This is a genomic window from Qipengyuania psychrotolerans (assembly GCF_019711355.1).
Lineage (GTDB): Bacteria > Pseudomonadota > Alphaproteobacteria > Sphingomonadales > Sphingomonadaceae > Qipengyuania > Qipengyuania psychrotolerans.
The window spans coordinates 610,532-628,296 of sequence record NZ_CP081297.1; the positions used below are offsets into that span (position 1 = coordinate 610,532).

Annotated in this window: 18 protein-coding genes and 1 tRNA gene; 10 read left to right on the forward strand and 9 right to left on the reverse strand. The window is 61.6% G+C overall.

Annotation, left to right across the window (positions count from 1 at the left end; all coding sequences use genetic code 11):
- Positions 1 to 181 precede the first annotated feature (181 nt).
- Together K3166_RS02940 and K3166_RS02945 are read right to left on the reverse strand one after the other, a co-directional pair.
- Positions 182 to 673, reverse strand: coding sequence for a hypothetical protein (locus K3166_RS02940; protein WP_221423212.1), 492 nt, complete (start codon positions 671 to 673; stop codon positions 182 to 184).
- A 155-nt stretch (positions 674 to 828) separates the two neighbouring features.
- The gene (locus tag K3166_RS02945) at positions 829 to 1,059 is read right to left on the reverse strand and encodes a hypothetical protein (protein WP_221423213.1); all 231 of its coding nucleotides are present in this window, start codon (positions 1,057 to 1,059) and stop codon (positions 829 to 831) included.
- 272 nt (positions 1,060 to 1,331) lie between these two features.
- Here K3166_RS02945 and K3166_RS02950 point away from each other — a divergent pair, with 272 nt between their 5' ends.
- Positions 1,332 to 1,685 (forward strand): hypothetical protein, encoded by a 354-nt coding sequence (locus tag K3166_RS02950; protein WP_221423214.1) that lies wholly within the window; start codon positions 1,332 to 1,334, stop codon positions 1,683 to 1,685.
- Positions 1,686 to 1,836: 151 nt separating this feature from the next.
- On the opposite strand, the gene K3166_RS02955 is transcribed toward K3166_RS02950, so the two are convergent.
- Positions 1,837 to 1,912, reverse strand: a tRNA-Thr gene (locus tag K3166_RS02955).
- A gap of 120 nt (positions 1,913 to 2,032) precedes the next feature.
- Here K3166_RS02955 and K3166_RS02960 point away from each other — a divergent pair.
- A complete protein-coding gene (locus K3166_RS02960; RefSeq protein WP_221423215.1) occupies positions 2,033 to 2,974 on the forward strand; it encodes a glutaminase in 942 nt (313 codons plus the stop codon).
- Here K3166_RS02960 and K3166_RS02965 read toward each other — a convergent pair.
- Positions 2,971 to 3,849: a hypothetical protein gene (locus K3166_RS02965; RefSeq protein ID WP_221423216.1), complete on the reverse strand. Its 879-nt coding sequence runs from the start codon at positions 3,847 to 3,849 to the stop codon at positions 2,971 to 2,973. The two genes, K3166_RS02960 and K3166_RS02965, sit on opposite strands and share 4 nt — an antisense overlap.
- On the reverse strand, positions 3,842 to 5,158 hold the full coding sequence (locus K3166_RS02970; RefSeq protein WP_221423217.1) for a replication-associated recombination protein A: 1,317 nt from the start codon (positions 5,156 to 5,158) through the stop codon (positions 3,842 to 3,844). The genes K3166_RS02965 and K3166_RS02970 overlap by 8 nt, the downstream gene beginning before the upstream one ends.
- A gap of 101 nt (positions 5,159 to 5,259) precedes the next feature.
- Here K3166_RS02970 and K3166_RS02975 point away from each other — a divergent pair, with 101 nt between their 5' ends.
- The gene (locus K3166_RS02975; RefSeq protein ID WP_247714703.1) at positions 5,260 to 5,907 is read left to right on the forward strand and encodes a PadR family transcriptional regulator; all 648 of its coding nucleotides are present in this window, start codon (positions 5,260 to 5,262) and stop codon (positions 5,905 to 5,907) included.
- Between the two features lie 75 nt (positions 5,908 to 5,982).
- Positions 5,983 to 6,435 (forward strand): hypothetical protein, encoded by a 453-nt coding sequence (locus tag K3166_RS02980; RefSeq protein WP_221423218.1) that lies wholly within the window; start codon positions 5,983 to 5,985, stop codon positions 6,433 to 6,435.
- Positions 6,436 to 6,441: 6 nt separating this feature from the next.
- Here K3166_RS02980 and K3166_RS02985 read toward each other — a convergent pair whose 3' ends face one another.
- Positions 6,442 to 7,614, reverse strand: coding sequence for a glycosyltransferase family 4 protein (locus tag K3166_RS02985; RefSeq protein WP_221423219.1), 1,173 nt, complete (start codon positions 7,612 to 7,614; stop codon positions 6,442 to 6,444).
- Between the two features lie 173 nt (positions 7,615 to 7,787).
- On the opposite strand from K3166_RS02985, the gene K3166_RS02990 reads away from it, so the two are divergent.
- The 3 genes from K3166_RS02990 to K3166_RS03000 all read left to right on the forward strand — a co-directional run bounded on the left by K3166_RS02990 (position 7,788) and on the right by K3166_RS03000 (position 11,756).
- On the forward strand, positions 7,788 to 8,942 hold the full coding sequence (locus K3166_RS02990) for a phosphoserine transaminase (protein WP_221423220.1): 1,155 nt from the start codon (positions 7,788 to 7,790) through the stop codon (positions 8,940 to 8,942).
- A gap of 91 nt (positions 8,943 to 9,033) precedes the next feature.
- On the forward strand, positions 9,034 to 10,617 hold the full coding sequence (serA, locus tag K3166_RS02995; protein ID WP_221423221.1) for a phosphoglycerate dehydrogenase: 1,584 nt from the start codon (positions 9,034 to 9,036) through the stop codon (positions 10,615 to 10,617).
- Between the two features lie 26 nt (positions 10,618 to 10,643).
- Positions 10,644 to 11,756 (forward strand): ATP phosphoribosyltransferase regulatory subunit, encoded by a 1,113-nt coding sequence (locus K3166_RS03000; protein ID WP_221423222.1) that lies wholly within the window; start codon positions 10,644 to 10,646, stop codon positions 11,754 to 11,756.
- 1 nt (position 11,757) lies between these two features.
- On the opposite strand, the gene K3166_RS03005 is transcribed toward K3166_RS03000, so the two are convergent.
- Positions 11,758 to 12,573: an aldo/keto reductase gene (locus tag K3166_RS03005; protein ID WP_221423223.1), complete on the reverse strand. Its 816-nt coding sequence runs from the start codon at positions 12,571 to 12,573 to the stop codon at positions 11,758 to 11,760.
- A gap of 126 nt (positions 12,574 to 12,699) precedes the next feature.
- Here K3166_RS03005 and K3166_RS03010 point away from each other — a divergent pair, with 126 nt between their 5' ends.
- The 3 genes from K3166_RS03010 (at position 12,700) to K3166_RS03020 (ending at position 15,707) form a co-directional block, all read left to right on the forward strand.
- On the forward strand, positions 12,700 to 13,989 hold the full coding sequence (locus K3166_RS03010) for an adenylosuccinate synthase (protein ID WP_221423224.1): 1,290 nt from the start codon (positions 12,700 to 12,702) through the stop codon (positions 13,987 to 13,989).
- Between the two features lie 28 nt (positions 13,990 to 14,017).
- Positions 14,018 to 14,530 (forward strand): L,D-transpeptidase family protein, encoded by a 513-nt coding sequence (locus K3166_RS03015; protein WP_345719138.1) that lies wholly within the window; start codon positions 14,018 to 14,020, stop codon positions 14,528 to 14,530.
- 298 nt (positions 14,531 to 14,828) lie between these two features.
- Positions 14,829 to 15,707 (forward strand): helix-turn-helix domain-containing protein, encoded by an 879-nt coding sequence (locus K3166_RS03020; RefSeq protein WP_247714704.1) that lies wholly within the window; start codon positions 14,829 to 14,831, stop codon positions 15,705 to 15,707.
- Here the strand turns inward: K3166_RS03020 and K3166_RS03025 are convergent.
- The gene (locus K3166_RS03025; protein ID WP_221423227.1) at positions 15,704 to 16,474 is read right to left on the reverse strand and encodes a precorrin-2 dehydrogenase/sirohydrochlorin ferrochelatase family protein; all 771 of its coding nucleotides are present in this window, start codon (positions 16,472 to 16,474) and stop codon (positions 15,704 to 15,706) included. The genes K3166_RS03020 and K3166_RS03025 overlap by 4 nt on opposite strands.
- Positions 16,474 to 17,733, reverse strand: coding sequence for a diaminopimelate decarboxylase (lysA, locus tag K3166_RS03030; RefSeq protein WP_221423228.1), 1,260 nt, complete (start codon positions 17,731 to 17,733; stop codon positions 16,474 to 16,476). The genes K3166_RS03025 and lysA overlap by 1 nt, the downstream gene beginning before the upstream one ends.
- Positions 17,734 to 17,765 lie beyond the last annotated feature (32 nt).

Sequence of the window (17,765 nt, forward strand, 5' to 3'; positions counted from 1 at the left end):
AAGTGCCTTCTCCCCATGCCGGGCCCTTAGGTTCTGTCCTATCGAATGGCCGGTTTCGGGAGACGAACCTAGGCGAGGAAATGTCGCAAACCGGGTCGTTAGCTGACAGGCAGCTTCTCGACAAAAGGGGCCAATAGCGGACGGTCAGCTAACGGCCCCAAAGCTGTCGAACGGTCGGATTTCAAAGCAATCGATGCAGCTCTAGGCTGCGGCGCACACAAAGGTCAGCCAACGATTGGGCTTCCTCACTCTCACGTTTCGACATTCGATGCCGGTCAACGATTTCGAAGCCACCGCTCGGTATTTGTAGAACAGAGGCGCCTGGCCAAATTTTCTCGGGCTTACAGCCAATGGAAGCGATCTTCTTCAGCCGCCCGTACTCTTTGCCCGCCCGAAAGTGTGCCCTGAGCGTTGCACACAATTCCTCAATCTCGACATGAAATGACCAACGACCAGTGGTTGCCCGGACCGTGATCGCAGGATCCGCTACAATGCTAGCGGTCGCGGGGATTGAATTCGCGGCCAATGAACTTCTGAGTTCATGCTGGATGGCGCGGAGCTCCTCCAGAATGGAAAGGGTTTCCAATTCCAACCCGACAGAACGTTCGACCGCTTCCCGCGAGACGAATTTGACGTTTTCGCTACCAAAGTCGTTGATTGGCGTAACACCCATCTTTCGAAGCTGCTTGAGGGCAGAGGTTGGGTGGCACTGCAGCTGCGGCGCGTACGCCGAAGCTTTGACAAACCGACGTTCAAAGTTTCGGAGGGATGCCTCGCAAATTGCGGTCCGCCCGTGCTTGCCGACTTTAGTGCGCAACAGGCGCACGCTTAGCCGGCGAGCATGAATACAAGTGTCGCCATGCTGGCGAGCGTCAGGAAATTCGGATCAAATGCCAGCCCTGCCATGATCGCCGACAAGGCTACGTCATCTTGTGTACCGGCAGTGCCGCACGCGATCAGCAGCGTGGCAGCACCCCAGAAAAGCGCGTTTCTGCGGGCCGTAGCAAAGGCCGTGCTGTAATCGATCGGCTTGTCGGCGGGATTGTCGGTCTTTGCCATTTCCTATGGTTGCTTCGAGGTGTGCGCCGCAGTCAATCAGGCTGGCGAAGCTATCCCCGCTCGCTTCCACCGCCCGCGTGGCGGAGGCGAAGCGGAAACAGGAATGGAAGTAAATAAAGCGCGTCTTTTCAGGCGCTTGTCTTCGTTTGGAAGTCGTGGAAGCAAAATTCGGGCAACTCCGCACAAGAAACCATAGTATGGTTTGCAGCGCCATTACCCTGAAATTTACCTCCATTACTTCCAACCTCTCTCTTGTCGAAGGGAAGAATGGAATGGAATATACTGATAATATTGGAGAAACCGGCAAATCGGGCGGCTTGGCATTTACTTCCAAGGGGCCTTCCAGCGTTCCTTCCACGCTTGAGGACTTGGAAGAGAGGCTGATCGGGGTGCACGAGCTGTGGCGGCGCAGTCCCGGTGAGGCGCGCTGGCCGTTTGCGGGCGACGGGCCGTGGCACCTGGCGCAGGGCGAGGTGGGCGACATCAAGGGCGATTTCTCCGAGACGCTGATCACCACCGATGCGGGCAAGGAGTTGCTGGTACGCAAGATCGAGAGCCGCAGGCCGCGCACAGCGCTGGATGCGCGGGAGGTCGGCGAGCGCGCCGGGTTGGTCAAGACCGCTTGATGGCTGCTTTTAGGACCGGCCATTCAAACGCTGAACGGCAAGGATGAGGGCGCAAAGCGGTCACAGCTCTCTGGATCTGTGCTGCCCTTTAGAAGTCGGAGTGTCCAAAGAACTTGGAAACTGTCCAAGCTTCAGTGACGTCCCACAGGAGTGGTGCCGGCTGCAGGAGTCGAACCCGCGGCCTGATGATTACAAATCAACTGCTCTACCAACTGAGCTAAGCCGGCCCACATCTCATGCAACGATGCGCTGCGGCATGTTGCGAGCGCGCCTTTGCGATAATTTCGTGCCTACGTAAACCCACTTCCGGTTTGCGGGTGAGGAAAGGCGCGCCTATCGCCCCGATCATGGATTTGCAGCGCATCGTCGAAGAGACCTGGAATGAACTGGCGGACGAGCGCGGAAGCGGCAATCCGGCCCGCTATATACCGGCGCTGGCCTTGGTGGATCCCAGGAAGTTCGGCATCGCCCTGGCAACGCGTGAAGGCGAGGTTTTTTGCGCCGGAGACGCTGACGAGCAGTTTTCGATCCAGTCGATTTCCAAGGTGTTTGCCCTTGCGCTGGCTTTGGAGCGACACGGTCCCGGCCTGTGGGAAGCAGTGGGCAGGGAACCGTCGGGCGATCCCTTCAACTCGATCGTCCAGCTCGAGCGGGAAAAAGGTATTCCCCGCAATCCGTTCATCAATTCTGGCGCGATCGTGACCACGGACAGATTTGTCGATGACCGCACACCGGAACAAGCGGTCGGCGACCTAATGAGCCGCCTTCGCCGGATGGGGAGAGACGAATCGATCAATTTCGATGAGGACGTCGCGCGGTCTGAGAGCGAGACGGGTTCACGCAACCGCTCGCTTGCGTATTTCCTGGCCGACTTTGGGCGACTCATGAACCCGGTCGAGGATGTCCTGTCGGTCTATTTCCGGCAGTGCGCGCTGGCGATGAGCTGCCGGCAACTGGCCGAATCGTCCCTCTTCCTGCCGTTCGACGGGACCGATCCGGTGACGGGCCAGGAAATGTGTTCGCCCAGCCGGTCGCGCCGGATCAACGCGCTGATGCTGCTGTGCGGCCACTATGACAATTCGGGCCAGTTTGCTTTCGAGGTCGGCGTTCCGGGCAAGTCTGGCGTGGGCGGGGGCATTCTTGCCAGCGTTCCGGGCAGGGCTTCCATCGCTGTATGGTCACCGGGATTGAACCGCGCAGGCACTAGTATGCTCGGTGCAAAGGCCCTGTCGTCCATTGCCCTGAAAACGGGTTGGTCTGTGTTCAGCGGACGGCCGCCGCAAATCTAGAGCGCGCCGAAGGTCCAGCCTTCGGTGCGGGCGATCTGGGGCGTGAGCGCCTGCGGAGCCCAGCGCTGCGGCTCGTCGGCGACCTTGCGCAGCCAAGCTGCTGTCAGCAGGGCGTCGGAGGCATGATCGTCGATGGGTCCTTCACCGGAGACTGTGGGCGAGCCGAGCGCCGCCAATGCTGCGTTCAAATCTTCAAAACTGCGCATCTTTGCCCTGGAAGCGCTTCGGCCCGCCTCTTTGGCGGCGAGGCTGGTGTAGATTTCGACGAGGAGGGAGCCTTTTGCCGGTTTGGGATCAACTGGCCACACGGGCAGCTGGCCGCGCAGCCGATGGAGCATCCGCATTCCGGTCAGGCTGGATTTGCCGACCTGCGCCGCGCCCACCAGGTTGAAGTTCGAGTAAGGCTTGCAGCCCATGTCCGCTTGGGCGTGTTCGGTGACGCGGAAGCGGCCGCGGCCATGATCGGCCCGGTCGCACCGGAAATGCGCACCCGTCAAAGTGCCATCGCGGAAGTAGGGACAGTAGTCGGGATGGTCGACAAAGGGCTGCGCGCCAAGGTTCGGCTCATCTGCGCAAAGATCGTCAATCAGTGCCCACAGCGCAGGGGCATCGGGCAACAGGACCGTGTTTTCGGGAAAGAACGCCCCGCAATCGGCATGGGGCAGGGCGATGCCCAAGTCGACGCCGACCAGCGTGTCCTGCGGCAGGTCGGTGCGCAGAACCTCCAGCACATCCTCGCGGCCCCAGCCAGCGCCCCGTTCAACCAGCACCGGCGGTCCGCCGGCACCATCAGCAAACGCCAGCGCGATACCTTTCTGGCGCGCACCTTTCGCGCCCGACCAGTCGACCGCCAGGAATTGGCGGAACCTACTCACGCTCGCGCCGCAGCTTGTCCCAATAATCAAGGCGCTTCTTCACATCTCGCTCGAACCCGCGCTCGACTGGTTCGTAATAGGTCTGCGGCTCCATTTCGTCGGGCCAGTAATTGTCACCGGAAAAGCCTTCGCCCGCGTCATGGTCGTAAGTGTAGCCTGCGCCATAACCGATATCCTTCATCAGCTTGGTAGGTGCGTTGAGGATGTTCTGCGGGGGCATCAGGCTGCCGGTTTCCTTCGCGCTTTTGAACGAGGATTTCTGCGCTTTATAGACTGCATTCGATTTGGGTGCGGTGGCGAGGTAGGTGCAGGCCTGCACGAGCGCCAGCTCGCCTTCGGGACTGCCGAGAAATTCGTAAGCGTCCTTGGCGGCCATGCATTGTACCAGCGCCTGCGGGTCGGCCATGCCGATGTCTTCGACCGCCATGCGCACGAGCCGGCGGGCAAGGAAGCGCGGTTCTTCACCGGCTGTCAGCATCCGCGCAAGGTAATAGAGCGAAGCCTGAACATCGCTGCCGCGCACCGCCTTGTGAAGCGCGGAGATTAGATTGTAATGGCCTTCGCGGTCCTTGTCATAAACCGCCACGCGCCGCTGAAGGAACTGGCCCAGTGCCGCAGGATCGAGAGGTTTCTCGATCTTTGCATTGTAGAGCGTTTCGGCCTGATTGAGCAGGAAGCGGCCATCCCCGTCGGCCGATGCGACCAGCGCGTCGCGGGCTGCAGGCGTCAATGGAAGGGCGCCTTCCAGCTCCTCTGCCCGTTCGATCAGCAGGGAGAGTGCGTCGCGGCCGAGCCGCTGCAGGATCAGCACTTGCGCCCGGCTGAGCAAAGCTGCGTTCAGCGCAAAGCTGGGGTTTTCCGTAGTCGCGCCGACCAGCGTGACCGTGCCGCGTTCGACAAAGGGCAGGAAACCGTCCTGCTGGGCGCGGTTAAAACGGTGAATTTCGTCCACGAACAGCAGCGTGCGCTGTCCCGCCTTGGCAGCGGTATCGGCAGCGGCGAACGCCTTCTTGAGGTCGGCCACCCCGGAAAACACCGCGCTGACGCTTTCGAAACGCATTCCCACGCTGTCGGCCAGCAGCCGCGCGATAGTCGTCTTGCCTGTGCCGGGCGGTCCCCACAGGATCATGCTGGAAAGGCGGCCCGCTGCCACCATGCGGCCAATGGCACCTTCGGACCCGGTCAGGTGGTCCTGCCCGATAACCTCGTCGAGTGAAACCGGGCGCAGCCGATCGGCGAGCGGCGCATCGTCGCGCACGCTATCGTTTGCGGATCGCTGGGGAAGGTCGTCTGGAAACAGGTCAGCCATTGGTCGGCTGACATAGGACGTTCGCCGACAAATTGCAGGGGCCACTTGCGGAATCACAGTTAAGATATATCTTAGAGCTATCGAAGATATAGGAGTGCGCAATGCACAGAGCAGACAAATGGCGCAAGATGCGCAAAATGAGCAAGCTGGGCGCATGGCCCTACGCAGCTGCGATGGGCGCGAGCGGCCGCGGCTGGGAAGATGCGTTCGGCCCGGACGGACCTTTCGGCCGGGGCGGTCCTTTCGGACCCGGCGGACCGTTCGGCAAAGACGGCGGGGGGCGCCGTCGTCGCCGGATGTTCGGCTCGGGCGAGCTCAGGCTGGTGATGCTCAAGCTGCTCGCCGATGAACCGCGCCACGGTTACGAGTTGATCAAGGCCGTCGAAGACCTGACCGGCGGCAGCTATGCGCCGAGCCCAGGCACGGTCTATCCAACCCTCTCTCTGCTCGAGGACGAGGGCGCCATCGCGCAGGCCAAAGGTGATGAAACGCGCAAGGCGTTCGAGGCCACGGACGCCGGGCGGGCCGAACTGGAAGAGCGCCATGACGAGGTCGAGGCCTTGTTCGACCGGCTTGCGGGCTACGGCGAACGCCGCCGCGCCTATGCCACGCCCGAAATGTTTCGCGCCGTCGGGAATCTGGCCAACGTGCTGAAGAACCGTGCGCGCTCGGGCAAGCTGGAAGAGGATACGATCCGCGAGATCGTGGACCTTGTGGACGATCTGGCAAAGAAGATCGAACGGCTTTGAGCGGCCCCGGCTTGCAGAAACTCCGCCGGGCGCGCTAATCTCGCTGGCGGAGGGTCTGCAAAAGGGGAGGACTTCATGGATACAGCAAGCAAAACGCCGTGGCACCTTTGGGTGGTGGGGCTGGTATCGCTGCTATGGAACGGCTTTGGTGCTTACGACTACTTGATGTCGAAGACGGGCAATCGCGAGTACCTCGCCGGCATGATGGAGCCCACCGGGGTCTCGGTCGATGCCGCCATCGCGTACATGGACGCGATGCCCCTTTGGGCGAACATCGCCTGGGGGCTGGGAGTATGGGGCGCGGTGGCCGGATCGATCCTGCTATTGCTGAGAAGCCGTCATGCGCTCACCGCCTTCGCTGCTTCATTGCTGGGACTGATCTTCGGCATGATCCATCAGTGGACCAATCCGATGCCCGAGATGACGGATCCCACGACGCCGATTATTTTCAGTTTCGTGATCACCGTAATCACCGTCTTCCTGCTGCTGTACACGCGCAGGATGATCGGCGCGTCGGTGTTGCGGTAGGCGCTTTTAGCCCGCGGCTGCGCGGTTTTCGTGCAGCCGCAAATATGTTTCGACGACTGCCTGATTGATCGCATCCCAGCTGTACGCGCGCGCCGCCTGTTCGCCGGCAGCCCCGTGCGCCAGCCTTAGCGCATCGTCGGTGCAATAGGGGGCGAGCGCCTCTGCGCAGCCTTTTGCGAAGGCATCCGTCTTGCTCGGCGTCACCAGCTGGCCGGTTGCGCCGTCCTTGACGAGGCTTGCGGCCCCCGTCGCACCTGCCGCAACGACCGGCAAACCGCAGGCCATCGCTTCCAGGGTCACATTGCCGAAGGTTTCGGTGATGGACGGGTTGAAGAAAATATCGCCGCTTGCAAGCGCGCGCCCCAGATCCTTGCCCGTCTGGAAGCCGACGAATGTGCCCCCCGGCAGCGCTTTCTCGAACCAGCCGCGTGCCGGACCGTCGCCGATAACCAGCACCTTGTGCGGAACTTGTCGGCGGCGAAGCTCGACGATGGTGTCGGCGAAGACATCGAGGCCCTTTTCCATGACCAGGCGTCCCAGGAATACGATCGCCACATCGTCATCCGCCAGGCCGTTGGCGCGCCGCCATTCCATATCGCGCTTGGATGGATCGAACACATCCCGGTCCACGCCGCGCGACCAGATGCTGATATCGTCATGCATCCCTTGCGCCTTGAGCTCGGTGATCTGGCTTTCAGACGGGGCCACCAATGCATCGCAGCGATTATAGAACCGGCGCAGGCCAGACTCGATCACCGGCTCCAGGAATCCGAGTCCGTAATAGCGCGGATAGGTTTCGAACCGCGTATGCACGCTGGCGAGAACCGGGATGTCGTTGGACCGCGCCCATTTGAGCGCCTTGTGCGCCGAGGGATCGGGCGAAGAAAGATGCATCGTGTTGGGCGCAAAACGGGCGAGGTCTTCCCTGACCTTGCTGCCAAGGCCGAGCGGGAGGCGGTACTCGCCGCGGCCTTTGATAGGCATCCGGACATTTGGCACATTGACCAGATCGCCGGTCGCCTCGAAATCGGGGTCTTCCACCTTCGGCGAATAGACGCGAAGCTTGGCCCCTTGCCGCAAGAGGTATTCGGCCAGCCGGTTGAGCGCCTGGTTCGCCCCATCACGGGTATAATTGTAATTCCCGCTCAGCAGCGCGATGCGAAGGTCGGTCACGTTCATCGTCCGGGGCTTTAGGCAACCGGAACGAATTTGGCGAGAGGGCGCTTCTCTTACGAACCCGCGATTTGTTGACGCATACCTATTTCGCATTGACTCGCTGCACCGCAACATTATTGCCGCCGATGGGCCACGCGGTCCCAACGCCGCGCGAGCTCTCTGCAAGGAGAGAATACATGACTGAACCTACGCTCAAACCTGAGCGCCCGTTTTTTTCGTCCGGACCGACCGCCAAGCACAATGGCTGGTCTGCCGCCAATCTGAAAACCGAATCGCTCGGACGCTCGCATCGCAGCGCCCTCGGCAAGTCGCGGCTGAAATATGCCATCGACCTGTCGAAGGAAATGCTCGGCGTGCCCGAGGATTACCTTGTTGGCATCATGCCTGCCTCGGACACCGGCGCGCTGGAATGCGCGATGTGGACGATGCTGCGCCCCGATCGCCCCGCGACCGTCGCGGCTTGGGAAAGCTTCGGTAACGTCTGGATCCAGGATGCTGTAAAGCAGCTCAAGCTGCCCAAGCTGACCACGATGGATGCCGATTACGGCGAAATTCCCGATCTGGCGTCGATCCCGCAGGATAATGATGTCGTCTTTACCTGGAACGGCACGACTTCCGGTGCGAAGATCCCGAACACCGATTGGCTGGCCGAAAGCCGCGAAGGTGTGACCATCAACGATGCCACCAGCGCCATTTTCGCCATGGAGATGGACTGGGCCAAGCTCGATGCGACGACATACAGCTGGCAGAAGGTGATGGGCAGCGAAGCCCAGCACGGAATGCTGGTGCTCAGCCCCAAGGCGGTGAACCGGATCGAGGAATACGATCCCGAATGGCCGCTCCCCAAGCTGTTCCGCCTGAAGAAAGGCGACAAGATCAATCGCGGCATCTTCGAAGGCGCCACGATCAACACGCCGTCCATGCTGGCGACCGAAGATTATATCGATGCGCTCGAATGGGCGCAGGCGATGGGCGGTCGAAAGGCGATGTTCGAACGCGCCGATGCCAACGCCAAGATCGTCACCGACTGGATCGAGGCCACGCCGTGGATGCGAAACATGGTCTCCGACCCTGCCAAGCGCACCAACACCGGCGTGTGCATGGTCTTCCAGGGCGATTGGTACGATGGCCTGTCCGACGAGGACAAGGCCGGTGTTCCCAAGAAAATCGTCAAGCTGCTGGAAGAGCGCGACGTCGGCTATGACTTCAATGGCTACCGCGATGCCCCGCCGTCGCTTCGCATCTGGTGCGGCGGTACGGTCGAGCAGGAGGACCTGAAACGCCTCCTGCCGTGGATCGAATGGGCTTACGAAACCGTCAAGAACGGCTGATCCGGCTGGCGGCCCGCTTCGGGCCGCCGCCTTCTTCCCCCCTTACTATTGCCTCGGCCATCAGCCGGGGAAACGACAGGAAAATTCCGTCATGAGCAAACCCAAAGTCCTCATCTCCGACAAGATGGACCCGAATGCCGCCAAGATTTTCGAAGAGCGCGGCTGCGATGTCGACGTCATCACCGGCGAAACTCCCGACGAACTGATCGCCCGAATTGGCGACTATGACGGCCTTGCCATCCGCTCGTCGACCAAGGTCACTCCGGCCATCCTCGATGCCGCGACCAATCTCAAGGTTATCGGCCGTGCCGGTATTGGCGTCGATAATGTCGATATCCCCTATGCCAGCGGCAAGGGCGTGGTGGTGATGAACACGCCGTTCGGCAACTCGATCACGACCGCCGAACACGCCATCGCAATGATCATGGCTCTTGCACGCCAGATTCCTCAAGCCGACCGCCGCACCCAGGCTGGCGAATGGCCCAAGAGCGATTTCATGGGTGTAGAGGTAACCGGCAAGACGCTGGGCCTGATTGGTGCCGGCAACATCGGTTCGATCGTAGCTGCCCGCGCGCAAGGTTTGCGGATGAAGGTCATCGCCTTCGATCCGTTCCTGACCGAAGAGCGCGCTGTCGAAATCGGCGTGGAAAAGGTCGATCTCGATACGCTGCTTGCGCGCGCTGACTTCATCACGCTGCACACTCCGCTCACCGACGAGACGCGCAACATCCTCTCGGCTGAAAACCTCGCCAAGACCAAGAAGGGCGTGCGAATCGTCAATTGCGCGCGAGGCGGCCTGATTGACGAAAATGCCCTCGCAGAGGCGCTCGACAGCGGGCAGGTCGCAGGCGCTGCGCTGGATGTTTTCCAGACTGAACCGGCCACCGAAAGTCCGCTGTTTGGCAAGCCCAATTTCATCTGCACCCCGCACCTGGGCGCCAGCACGACCGAGGCGCAGGTCAATGTCGCGCTCCAAGTGGCCGAGCAGATGGCGGATTATCTCGTCAATGGCGGCGTCAGCAATGCGCTGAACATGCCGAGCCTATCGGCAGAAGAAGCACCGAAATTGCGCCCCTACATGGGCCTTGCCGAAAATCTCGGCAGCCTGGTGGGCCAGCTTGCGCACGGCAATCTGACTAAAATCAGCATCGAGCGGGAAGGCGCCGCTGCGCAGCTTTCGGGCAAGCCGATCGAGGGCGCTGTCCTGGCCGGTCTGATGCGTCAGTATTCGGACACGGTGAACATGGTCAACGCGCCCTATCTCGCCAAGGAACGCGGGCTCGATATCCGCTCGATCCGCCACGAAAAGGAAGGAGTCTACAACACACTGCTGCGGGTAACCGTGGGCACCGACGCCGGCGACCGTTCGGTGGCCGGTACGCTCTTCGGCAGCGATGCACCGCGCCTGGTCGAAATCTTCGGCGTGCGCATCGAGGCCGAGCTTGAAGGCCATATGCTCTACATCGTCAACGAAGACGCACCCGGCTTCATTGGCCGGATCGGTTCGCTGCTGGGCGAAAACGGTATCAATATCGGCACCTTCCACCTTGGCCGCCGCGAGGCAGGCGGCGAGGCGACACTATTGCTCAGCGTCGACCAGAAGATCCCGCAGGATGTCGTCAGCAAGGCCTGCGCGCTGCAAGGCGTGAAGACCGTTATCCCGCTGGAATTCTGAGCCGTGATAGGGCAGGGGGCGCCGCGATGACCCAACTTGACGATCTCCTGCCCATCGGCCTCGAAGATGCGCTGCCCGCGCGCGCGGCCGCAATCACCCGCGCTATGCGCCAGGTCCTCGGCGCGATGGACGCTCATGGTTATGACCGTGTTCGTCCGCCGCTTGTCGAGTTCGAACATTCGCTCGCTGGGCGGATGGAAGGGGTGGCGACGCGCCGCATGGTGCGCTTCACCGATCCTGAAAGCCTGCGGACGCTGGCTTTGCGCAGCGACATGACCGTGCAAGTTGGCCGCATCGCTGCGACCAGCCTGCGCGAGGCGCCACGTCCTCTGCGGCTCTGCTATGCGGGCGAAGTCGCGACGATCAAGGCCGACCAGCTCGATCCCGCACGCCAGCGGCTGCAACTGGGTGCCGAGCTTGTTGGAAGTGACAGCGTTGCCGCGGCGGCAGAGGCGGTCTCCGTCGCTCTTGATGCGCTGGAATCTGCCGGGGCGACCGGGCTTTCAGTTGATTTCACCATGCCCGATCTCGTCGACACGCTCGCCGAAGATGCGCTTCCGCTGGATCATGAGCAGCGCGAAGCAGTTCGCCGCGAACTGGATATGAAGGATGCCGGCGGGCTGAAGGCGGTCGGCGGGGAAGCCTACCTGCCACTGCTTTATGCGGCAGGACCTTTCGAAGAATCGCTGGAGCGGCTGTCTGCGCTGGATGCAGGCGGCGTGCTTGCAAGCCGGATCGATGCGCTTCGAGAGGTCGCCGCAATATTGGGTGACCGGGTGCGCCTTACGCTCGACCCGTCCGAACGCCACGGTTTCGGCTATCAAAGCTGGTTTGGTTTCACGCTCCTAAGCGACGCTTCGCGCAGCGCGCTTGGCCGGGGCGGAACCTATTCGATCAAGGGAAGCGACGAAGCGGCCACCGGGTTCTCGCTCTACATGGATCCGATGCTCGAAGCGCTTGGTTCTGCCGAGATACCGACGCGCGACACCGTGTTCCTCCCGCTGGACCATGACCGCGCGGCTGCTGCCAGCCTTCGCGGTGAAGGCTGGCGAACAGTGGCTGCGCTCTCGGACAGCGATGACCCTGTTTCTTTGGGATGCACGCACCGCCTTGAAGACGGCACGCCCAAACCCCTCTAAGTCAGGAAATATCGCTCGGATCGGGGCCTTTCCGGCCATCTTTGCTGTCGAGTGCGTCGATGCGCGACATCTGGTCTGCGGACAATTCGAACGACAGCGCCTTGAAATTGGCCTCGATATGATTGCGGCTGCTGGCCTTCGGAATAGCCGACAGGCCATGCTGGATATGCCAGCGGATGACGACAGCGCTGGCAGGCTGGTCCGTTTCCTCGGCGATAGCTTGGATGGTGTCGTCTGACATATCCTCGCCCTGGCCGAGCGGCGACCAGCACTGCGTCACAATGCCGAGTTCCTCGTGAACCTTGCGCAGTTCGCGCTGCTGGAAGCTGGGATGCAGCTCGATCTGGTTGATCGCAGGCGTCACGCCCGTTTCCTCGATCAGCCGGCGCAGTTCATTCTCGCGGAAATTCGACACGCCGATGGATTTGGCAAGGCCGTCTTCGCGCAGTTGGATGAAGGCCTTCCACGTGTTCAGATATTCGCCCCGATCGGGGCACGGCCAATGGATCAACAACATGTCGACATGATCGCGGCCAAGGCGCTCGAGGCATTTTTCGGCCGCCCTGCGCGAGCGGTCGTAACCCTGGCTCTCGTTCCAGATCTTGGTCTGGAGGAAAATGTCGGACCATTCGCCCACACCTTCGCCCACGCCGCGCTCGTTTTCGTAGATTGCGGCAGTATCGATCAGCCAGTAGCCGACGTCGATTGCTGTAGAGACAGGCTCGGCGACTTTGCTGTCTTCGATTTGCCATGTACCAAAACCAAGCTGGGGAATTTGGCGGCCATCATTCATATTGAGGGTGGGGTAGTCGGTCATAAGGTCTCCTTTGCGATACCAATGGAGAAGTGGCCCCGAAGTTTCCCCGATCTGCCTTGCCCCGTGCTGCACAAGCGCCTAGTGCGACGCGCGTTTGTGCATCCGTAAATCGCGAGTAGCTTTTCAATGGCCAATGTAACCGTAATTGGCGCCCAGTGGGGCGATGAAGGCAAGGGCAAGATCGTCGACTGGCTTGCGAGCCGTGCCGACGCTGTCGTTCGTTTCCAGGGCGGCCACAATGCCGGCCATACGCTGGTCATCGACGGAAACGTCTTCAAGCTGTCCCTGCTGCCTTCGGGTATCGTTTCGGGCACGTTGTCGATCATCGGCAATGGCGTGGTGCTGGACCCTTGGGCGCTGAAGGCCGAAGTCGAAAAGCTCGAAGGTCAGGGCGTGAGCATCAATGCCGAAAATCTGGCCGTGGCGGACAATTGCCCGCTGATCCTGCCCATCCACCGCGATCTCGACGGATTGCGCGAGACAGCGGCCGGGGCTGGCAAGATTGGTACAACCGGCCGGGGCATCGGCCCCGCGTATGAAGACAAGGTCGGCCGCCGTGCAATCCGCGTGTGCGACTTGGCCCATCTGGACAGCCTCGAGCCGCAGTTGGACCGCCTCTGCGCGCACCATGATGCGCTGCGTGCCGGTTTCAACGAACCGCCAGTAGACCGGGAGCGCCTGCTCGCCGATTTGCGCGAGATTGCGCCGTTCGTGCTGCAATTCGCGCAGCCGGTGTGGAAGCGCCTCAAGAAAGTCCGCAAGGCGGGCGCGAAAATCCTCTTCGAAGGCGCGCAAGGCGTGCTGCTCGATATCGATCACGGCACCTATCCCTTCGTCACGAGCTCCAACACTGTCAGCGGCACTGCGGCCGCGGGCAGCGGGCTCGGCCCGAATGCCACCGGTTATGTTTTGGGCATCGTCAAAGCCTACACCACCCGCGTTGGCAGCGGTCCGTTCCCGACCGAACTTGATGACGACATCGGCAAGGGAATTGGCGAACGGGGCCATGAATTCGGCACAGTGACCGGCCGCCAGCGCCGCGTTGGCTGGTTCGATGCAGTCATCGTGCGCCAAAGCTGTTCGATCAGCGGCGTCACCGGTATCGCCCTGACCAAGATCGACGTTCTCGACGGGCTGGACGAGGTGAAGATCTGCACCGGTTACCGCCTGCGCGGCAAGGTCTACGATTACCTGCCCAGCCATGCTGCCGACCAGGCCGAAGTCGAGCCGATTTACGAATCGATGGAAGGCTGGAAGGGTTCCACCGCCGGAGCGCGCTCTTTTGCCGATTTGCCGGCCAATGCCGTGAAATACATCCAGCGCGTTCAGGAACTCATTGAAACCCCGGTTTCGTTGGTGTCGACCAGCCCCGAGCGCGACGATACGATTCTCATGCGCGATCCGTTCATGGACTGATTAGACGGGCGATGGCAGAATGCGGATAATGCGTTTTCTGCCCCTCCTCGCTGCGCTATGGCTCGGTGCATGTTCTCCGGCGGTCCCGGAAGCTCGCGCACAGCAGGCGCAGGACGGTGAGCTTGCCGATTTCGTCCTGATCGACAAGTCCGACCGGACATTGTGGGTTTACCAGAAGGGCGAGGTAATCCGGACCTATCGCGGGCTGCAATATGGCGACGAACCGGTGGGCCACAAACGTTTCGAAGGCGACGAACGAACGCCTGAGGGGCGCTACACGATTACCTACGGCAACGAGCAGTCGAGCTATTATCTCAGCCTCTACATCGATTACCCCAATGCCGATGATCGTGCCTATGCCGCGGCGCAGGGCCGCTCGCCCGGAGGGCTGATATTCCTGCACGGGCAGCCCAACGCCTTGCCGTTCGATGCGCGGGTGCCCGGGGATTGGACCGATGGCTGTATCGCACTGTCAAACCGCGAGATCGCCGAATTGTGGACCCTGATCCCCAATGGCACCCCGATCGATATCAGGCCGTAGGCTGCATTGGGCTCAGCACCGTAGGGGGGCATTTGCGACCGCGTCGATAAGCAGGGCAATGCAGGCCGCGCTCTGACTAAGGACACCGCTGCAGATCCGGCGCCGAAGGATCGATCAATCCTGAAAATCCAGCGAAAATCTTGACACGATCTTCATTTGTTCTCACCATGTTCCCTTAATCGAACGTGTTGGAGACGATTCTGTGCAAGCCGATTTTTCCTATGAAGCCGCGTGTGACGGAGCCGGATGTCAGCTTGGTGTCACGATCCTTGCGGACCGGGAGCGTATACGATCCCAAATGCGCGACGATGCGGAGGCTGCCGGTTTCCGCATTCTGGAATGCTGCGGATTGGACGAATTTGGTAGCGGGTCGATCGGCGCGCTCGGTGACTTGGTGCTTGTCGATTGCGCCCAGGCGGACGCAGCAACGACCGCGCTACTTTCGCGGCTTGATGTGAGATGCGGGAAATCCGGGGCGCATCTGGTGGTATCAACGGTCATGGAATCGCTCGATATCGTGTTCGGATGTTTCGCCCTGTCAGGTGCGCAGATTCTAGTCGATCCGGGCAGGGCTGAAAGGATCATGGCAATCGGCCGTGTTCTTGCCCACGTACCGAACCTGCGCCTGCGCGAACTGGCCGAAGATGACCGGCTGCTGCTGCTGCGCCTGACAGAACAGGTCGGGCAGATGGCTCAGCGGCTGGAAAGCCTTTCGCCCGGTCAGAGGGAAGGCGGAGGCGCGTTCCGGCTCGAGGCGGCCACGCAAGAATGGAAGGGTCAGGCAACCACCAGCGCCAGTGAAAGCGCCGGCCCAAGCTTGCCCGACGCTGCGACCATCCGCGGTTTCATTCGTCAGCGCCAAGCCCGCGCACGGTTTTTCGACGCTGACCTGTTCGCGGATCCTGCATGGGACATATTGCTCGACCTCACTGCCGCGCGCGCAGAGTGCCAGATGGTATCGGTGACTTCGCTGTGCATTGCAGCGGGAGTGCCGGCAACGACAGCGCTCCGCTGGGTTGCGCAGATGGTCGACAGCGGCCTGTTGCTGCGCATTCCAGATCCCGCCGATCGCCGCCGCGCGCATATCGCGCTGGCAGACAGCACTGCTGTCGCGATGTCGCGCTATTTCGCAGAGATCGGGGTGACCACCAATCGGCGGGTTGCAGTAGCAGCCTAGCGCCGCAGGATTACTATACGTCCGGTTTCTGGCGGATCGCTGCAAGGCAGCTCGTACCGGGCGGCATCTGCACGGGCTCGGATAAGGATAGCCTCGGAAACGCCGGGGTCGTGGAGGACATGATCCGCTTCGCCCAGCGCGCGTGCCTGGCGAATTGTCAGGTCTTCCGGCTCGTCGCTGCTGAGGACGATCTCGAGTGTCTGATCCGAAGCTGGTATCCCGCCTTGGGAAAGCCAGGCGTCCACCCGGCTTTCGTTCCCCGGCACGAAGGGATCAAGCGGTCCGCCTTCGGCAAGCGCGGCATCGAGTGCGCGGCGCCGGTCATCGCTGCCGGGAAAGCGCGATCGCATGGCATCGCGGGCCGCAGACAGCGCCTCCGCCAGCGCACCGAGATTGTCGGGAAGAAGAGCTTCAAGCCTTAGCCTGAGATGCTTCGCCAGCCCGGCAGAAGCGCCGCCTGTGCTGACTGCCACCAGTACAGGCCCGCGTTCCAGGACGCTCGGCAATGTGAAATCGCACAGGTCCGGTTGGTCTGCCACGTTCACCAGCAATCCGAGCCGCTTGAGCCGCAGCGCTGCGGCTTCGGCAGCGCGCTCGTTTTCTAGGGCGACAAATGCCAGGCGCGCATGGTGCGCCTCGGTTTCGCCGCACGGGATGCCGCCTGAACGTTCCACGAGGCGCGCTTTGGCCGCTGCCATGTCGCCTTGGCCAACGACAACAACGCGGTTACCCTTGATTCGGTGAAAGAGCGGCAGTGAATGCAGCATCAGGTCAGCCAGTCGGGAACGCGCTCGGCGTCCATGATTGCGCCCGCAGCGATCCGGTCTGCCACGACGGCAAACTTGTCGTCGTCGACGAGGACCTCTGCGACGAAACCGCGCGAATTGTAGCTCGACGCCATGGTTGCGCCGTAGGCACCGGCCGTGCGAAAAACAGCGAGTTCGCCTGCAACCAGCGCATCACATTCGCGGTCCATCGCAAAGGTATCTCCGGTTTCGCAGATCGGGCCGACGATATGGGCGGTCATGCGCTCTCCATCAGGCTCGACCGCCTCGAAATCGTGCCACGCACCGTACATTGCCGGGCGGGCGAGGTCGTTCATCGCCGCATCGACGACAACGAAGGGCCGCTCGATGCCGCGTTTTACGCGGATGACGCGCGTCAGCAGGACCCCGGCATTGCCAGCGATCACGCGGCCAGGTTCGAACATCAACTGGACGTTCCAGTCCTTGGTAATGCGCGCTACCATCGCGCCGTATTCAGCAGGTGCCGGCAAGACTTCGCCCGACTTGTACGGAACCCCGAGGCCGCCGCCCAGATCGGCGTGAGTCACCTTGCACCCCATTTCGCGCAGGTCGCCAATCAGGGTGCCGACTTTGCCGAATGCTGTTTCCAAAGGTTCAAGATCGCCCAACTGACTGCCAATGTGCACGGCGATCCCGCGCATATCGAGGCCGTCTTCCTGCGATAAGGCGGCGTAGATGGCGGGTGCGCGGTCGATCGGCACACCGAACTTGTTTTCGCGTTTGCCGGTGGAGATTTTTTCGTGTGTGCCCGCATCGACATCAGGGTTCACGCGAAGGGCGCAGGCTGCCGTCAAGCCGAAGCGGCGGGCGATGGCCGCCAACTCGTAGCCTTCTTCTTCGCTCTCGATGTTAAACTGGCCGATACCCGCTTCAAGGCCCTGTTGCAGTTCGGCATGGGTCTTGCCAACGCCGGAAAACACGATGTCTTCTGGCTTCATCCCCGCCTTCAAGGCGCGGGTAAGTTCGCCGCCGGAAACGACATCTGCCCCGTAACCCATGTTTGCCAGAACGCGCAGTACGGCAAGGTTGGGGTTGGCTTTGACTGCAAAGGCGATGTGCGGTTTTCCAGTAGCCGACAGGGCATCCCTGAAAACGCGCGCGTGCCGTTCAAGCGTGGCGCGCGAATAGATATATACAGGAGTGCCAACCGCCTCGGCGATGGCGGGGAGGGCTACGTTCTCGGCGTGCAACACGCCGCCGCGGATCTGGAAATGGTCCATGGCGAGCGGCTCTGCCCAATTGGCCCCGCCGT

Bases quoted from the DNA above. Each gene is read 5' to 3' on its own strand.
- lysA (WP_221423228.1), bottom strand. From the start codon at position 17,733: ATGGACCATTTCCAGATCCGCGGCGGCGTGTTGCACGCCGAGAACGTA.
- K3166_RS02945 (WP_221423213.1), bottom strand. From the start codon at position 1,059: ATGGCAAAGACCGACAATCCCGCCGACAAGCCGATCGATTACAGCACG.
- K3166_RS03020 (WP_247714704.1), top strand. From the start codon at position 14,829: ATGCGCGACGATGCGGAGGCTGCCGGTTTCCGCATTCTGGAATGCTGC.
- K3166_RS03005 (WP_221423223.1), bottom strand. From the start codon at position 12,573: ATGACCGACTACCCCACCCTCAATATGAATGATGGCCGCCAAATTCCC.
- K3166_RS03025 (WP_221423227.1), bottom strand. From the start codon at position 16,474: ATGCTGCATTCACTGCCGCTCTTTCACCGAATCAAGGGTAACCGCGTT.
- K3166_RS02990 (WP_221423220.1), top strand. From the start codon at position 7,788: ATGACTGAACCTACGCTCAAACCTGAGCGCCCGTTTTTTTCGTCCGGA.
- serA (WP_221423221.1), top strand. From the start codon at position 9,034: ATGAGCAAACCCAAAGTCCTCATCTCCGACAAGATGGACCCGAATGCC.
- K3166_RS02940 (WP_221423212.1), bottom strand. From the start codon at position 673: ATGGGTGTTACGCCAATCAACGACTTTGGTAGCGAAAACGTCAAATTC.
- K3166_RS03000 (WP_221423222.1), top strand. From the start codon at position 10,644: ATGACCCAACTTGACGATCTCCTGCCCATCGGCCTCGAAGATGCGCTG.
- K3166_RS02960 (WP_221423215.1), top strand. From the start codon at position 2,033: ATGGATTTGCAGCGCATCGTCGAAGAGACCTGGAATGAACTGGCGGAC.
- K3166_RS03015 (WP_345719138.1), top strand. From the start codon at position 14,018: ATGCGTTTTCTGCCCCTCCTCGCTGCGCTATGGCTCGGTGCATGTTCT.
- K3166_RS02950 (WP_221423214.1), top strand. From the start codon at position 1,332: ATGGAATATACTGATAATATTGGAGAAACCGGCAAATCGGGCGGCTTG.
- K3166_RS02970 (WP_221423217.1), bottom strand. From the start codon at position 5,158: ATGGCTGACCTGTTTCCAGACGACCTTCCCCAGCGATCCGCAAACGAT.
- K3166_RS02985 (WP_221423219.1), bottom strand. From the start codon at position 7,614: ATGAACGTGACCGACCTTCGCATCGCGCTGCTGAGCGGGAATTACAAT.
- K3166_RS02980 (WP_221423218.1), top strand. From the start codon at position 5,983: ATGGATACAGCAAGCAAAACGCCGTGGCACCTTTGGGTGGTGGGGCTG.
- K3166_RS03010 (WP_221423224.1), top strand. From the start codon at position 12,700: ATGGCCAATGTAACCGTAATTGGCGCCCAGTGGGGCGATGAAGGCAAG.
- K3166_RS02975 (WP_247714703.1), top strand. From the start codon at position 5,260: ATGCACAGAGCAGACAAATGGCGCAAGATGCGCAAAATGAGCAAGCTG.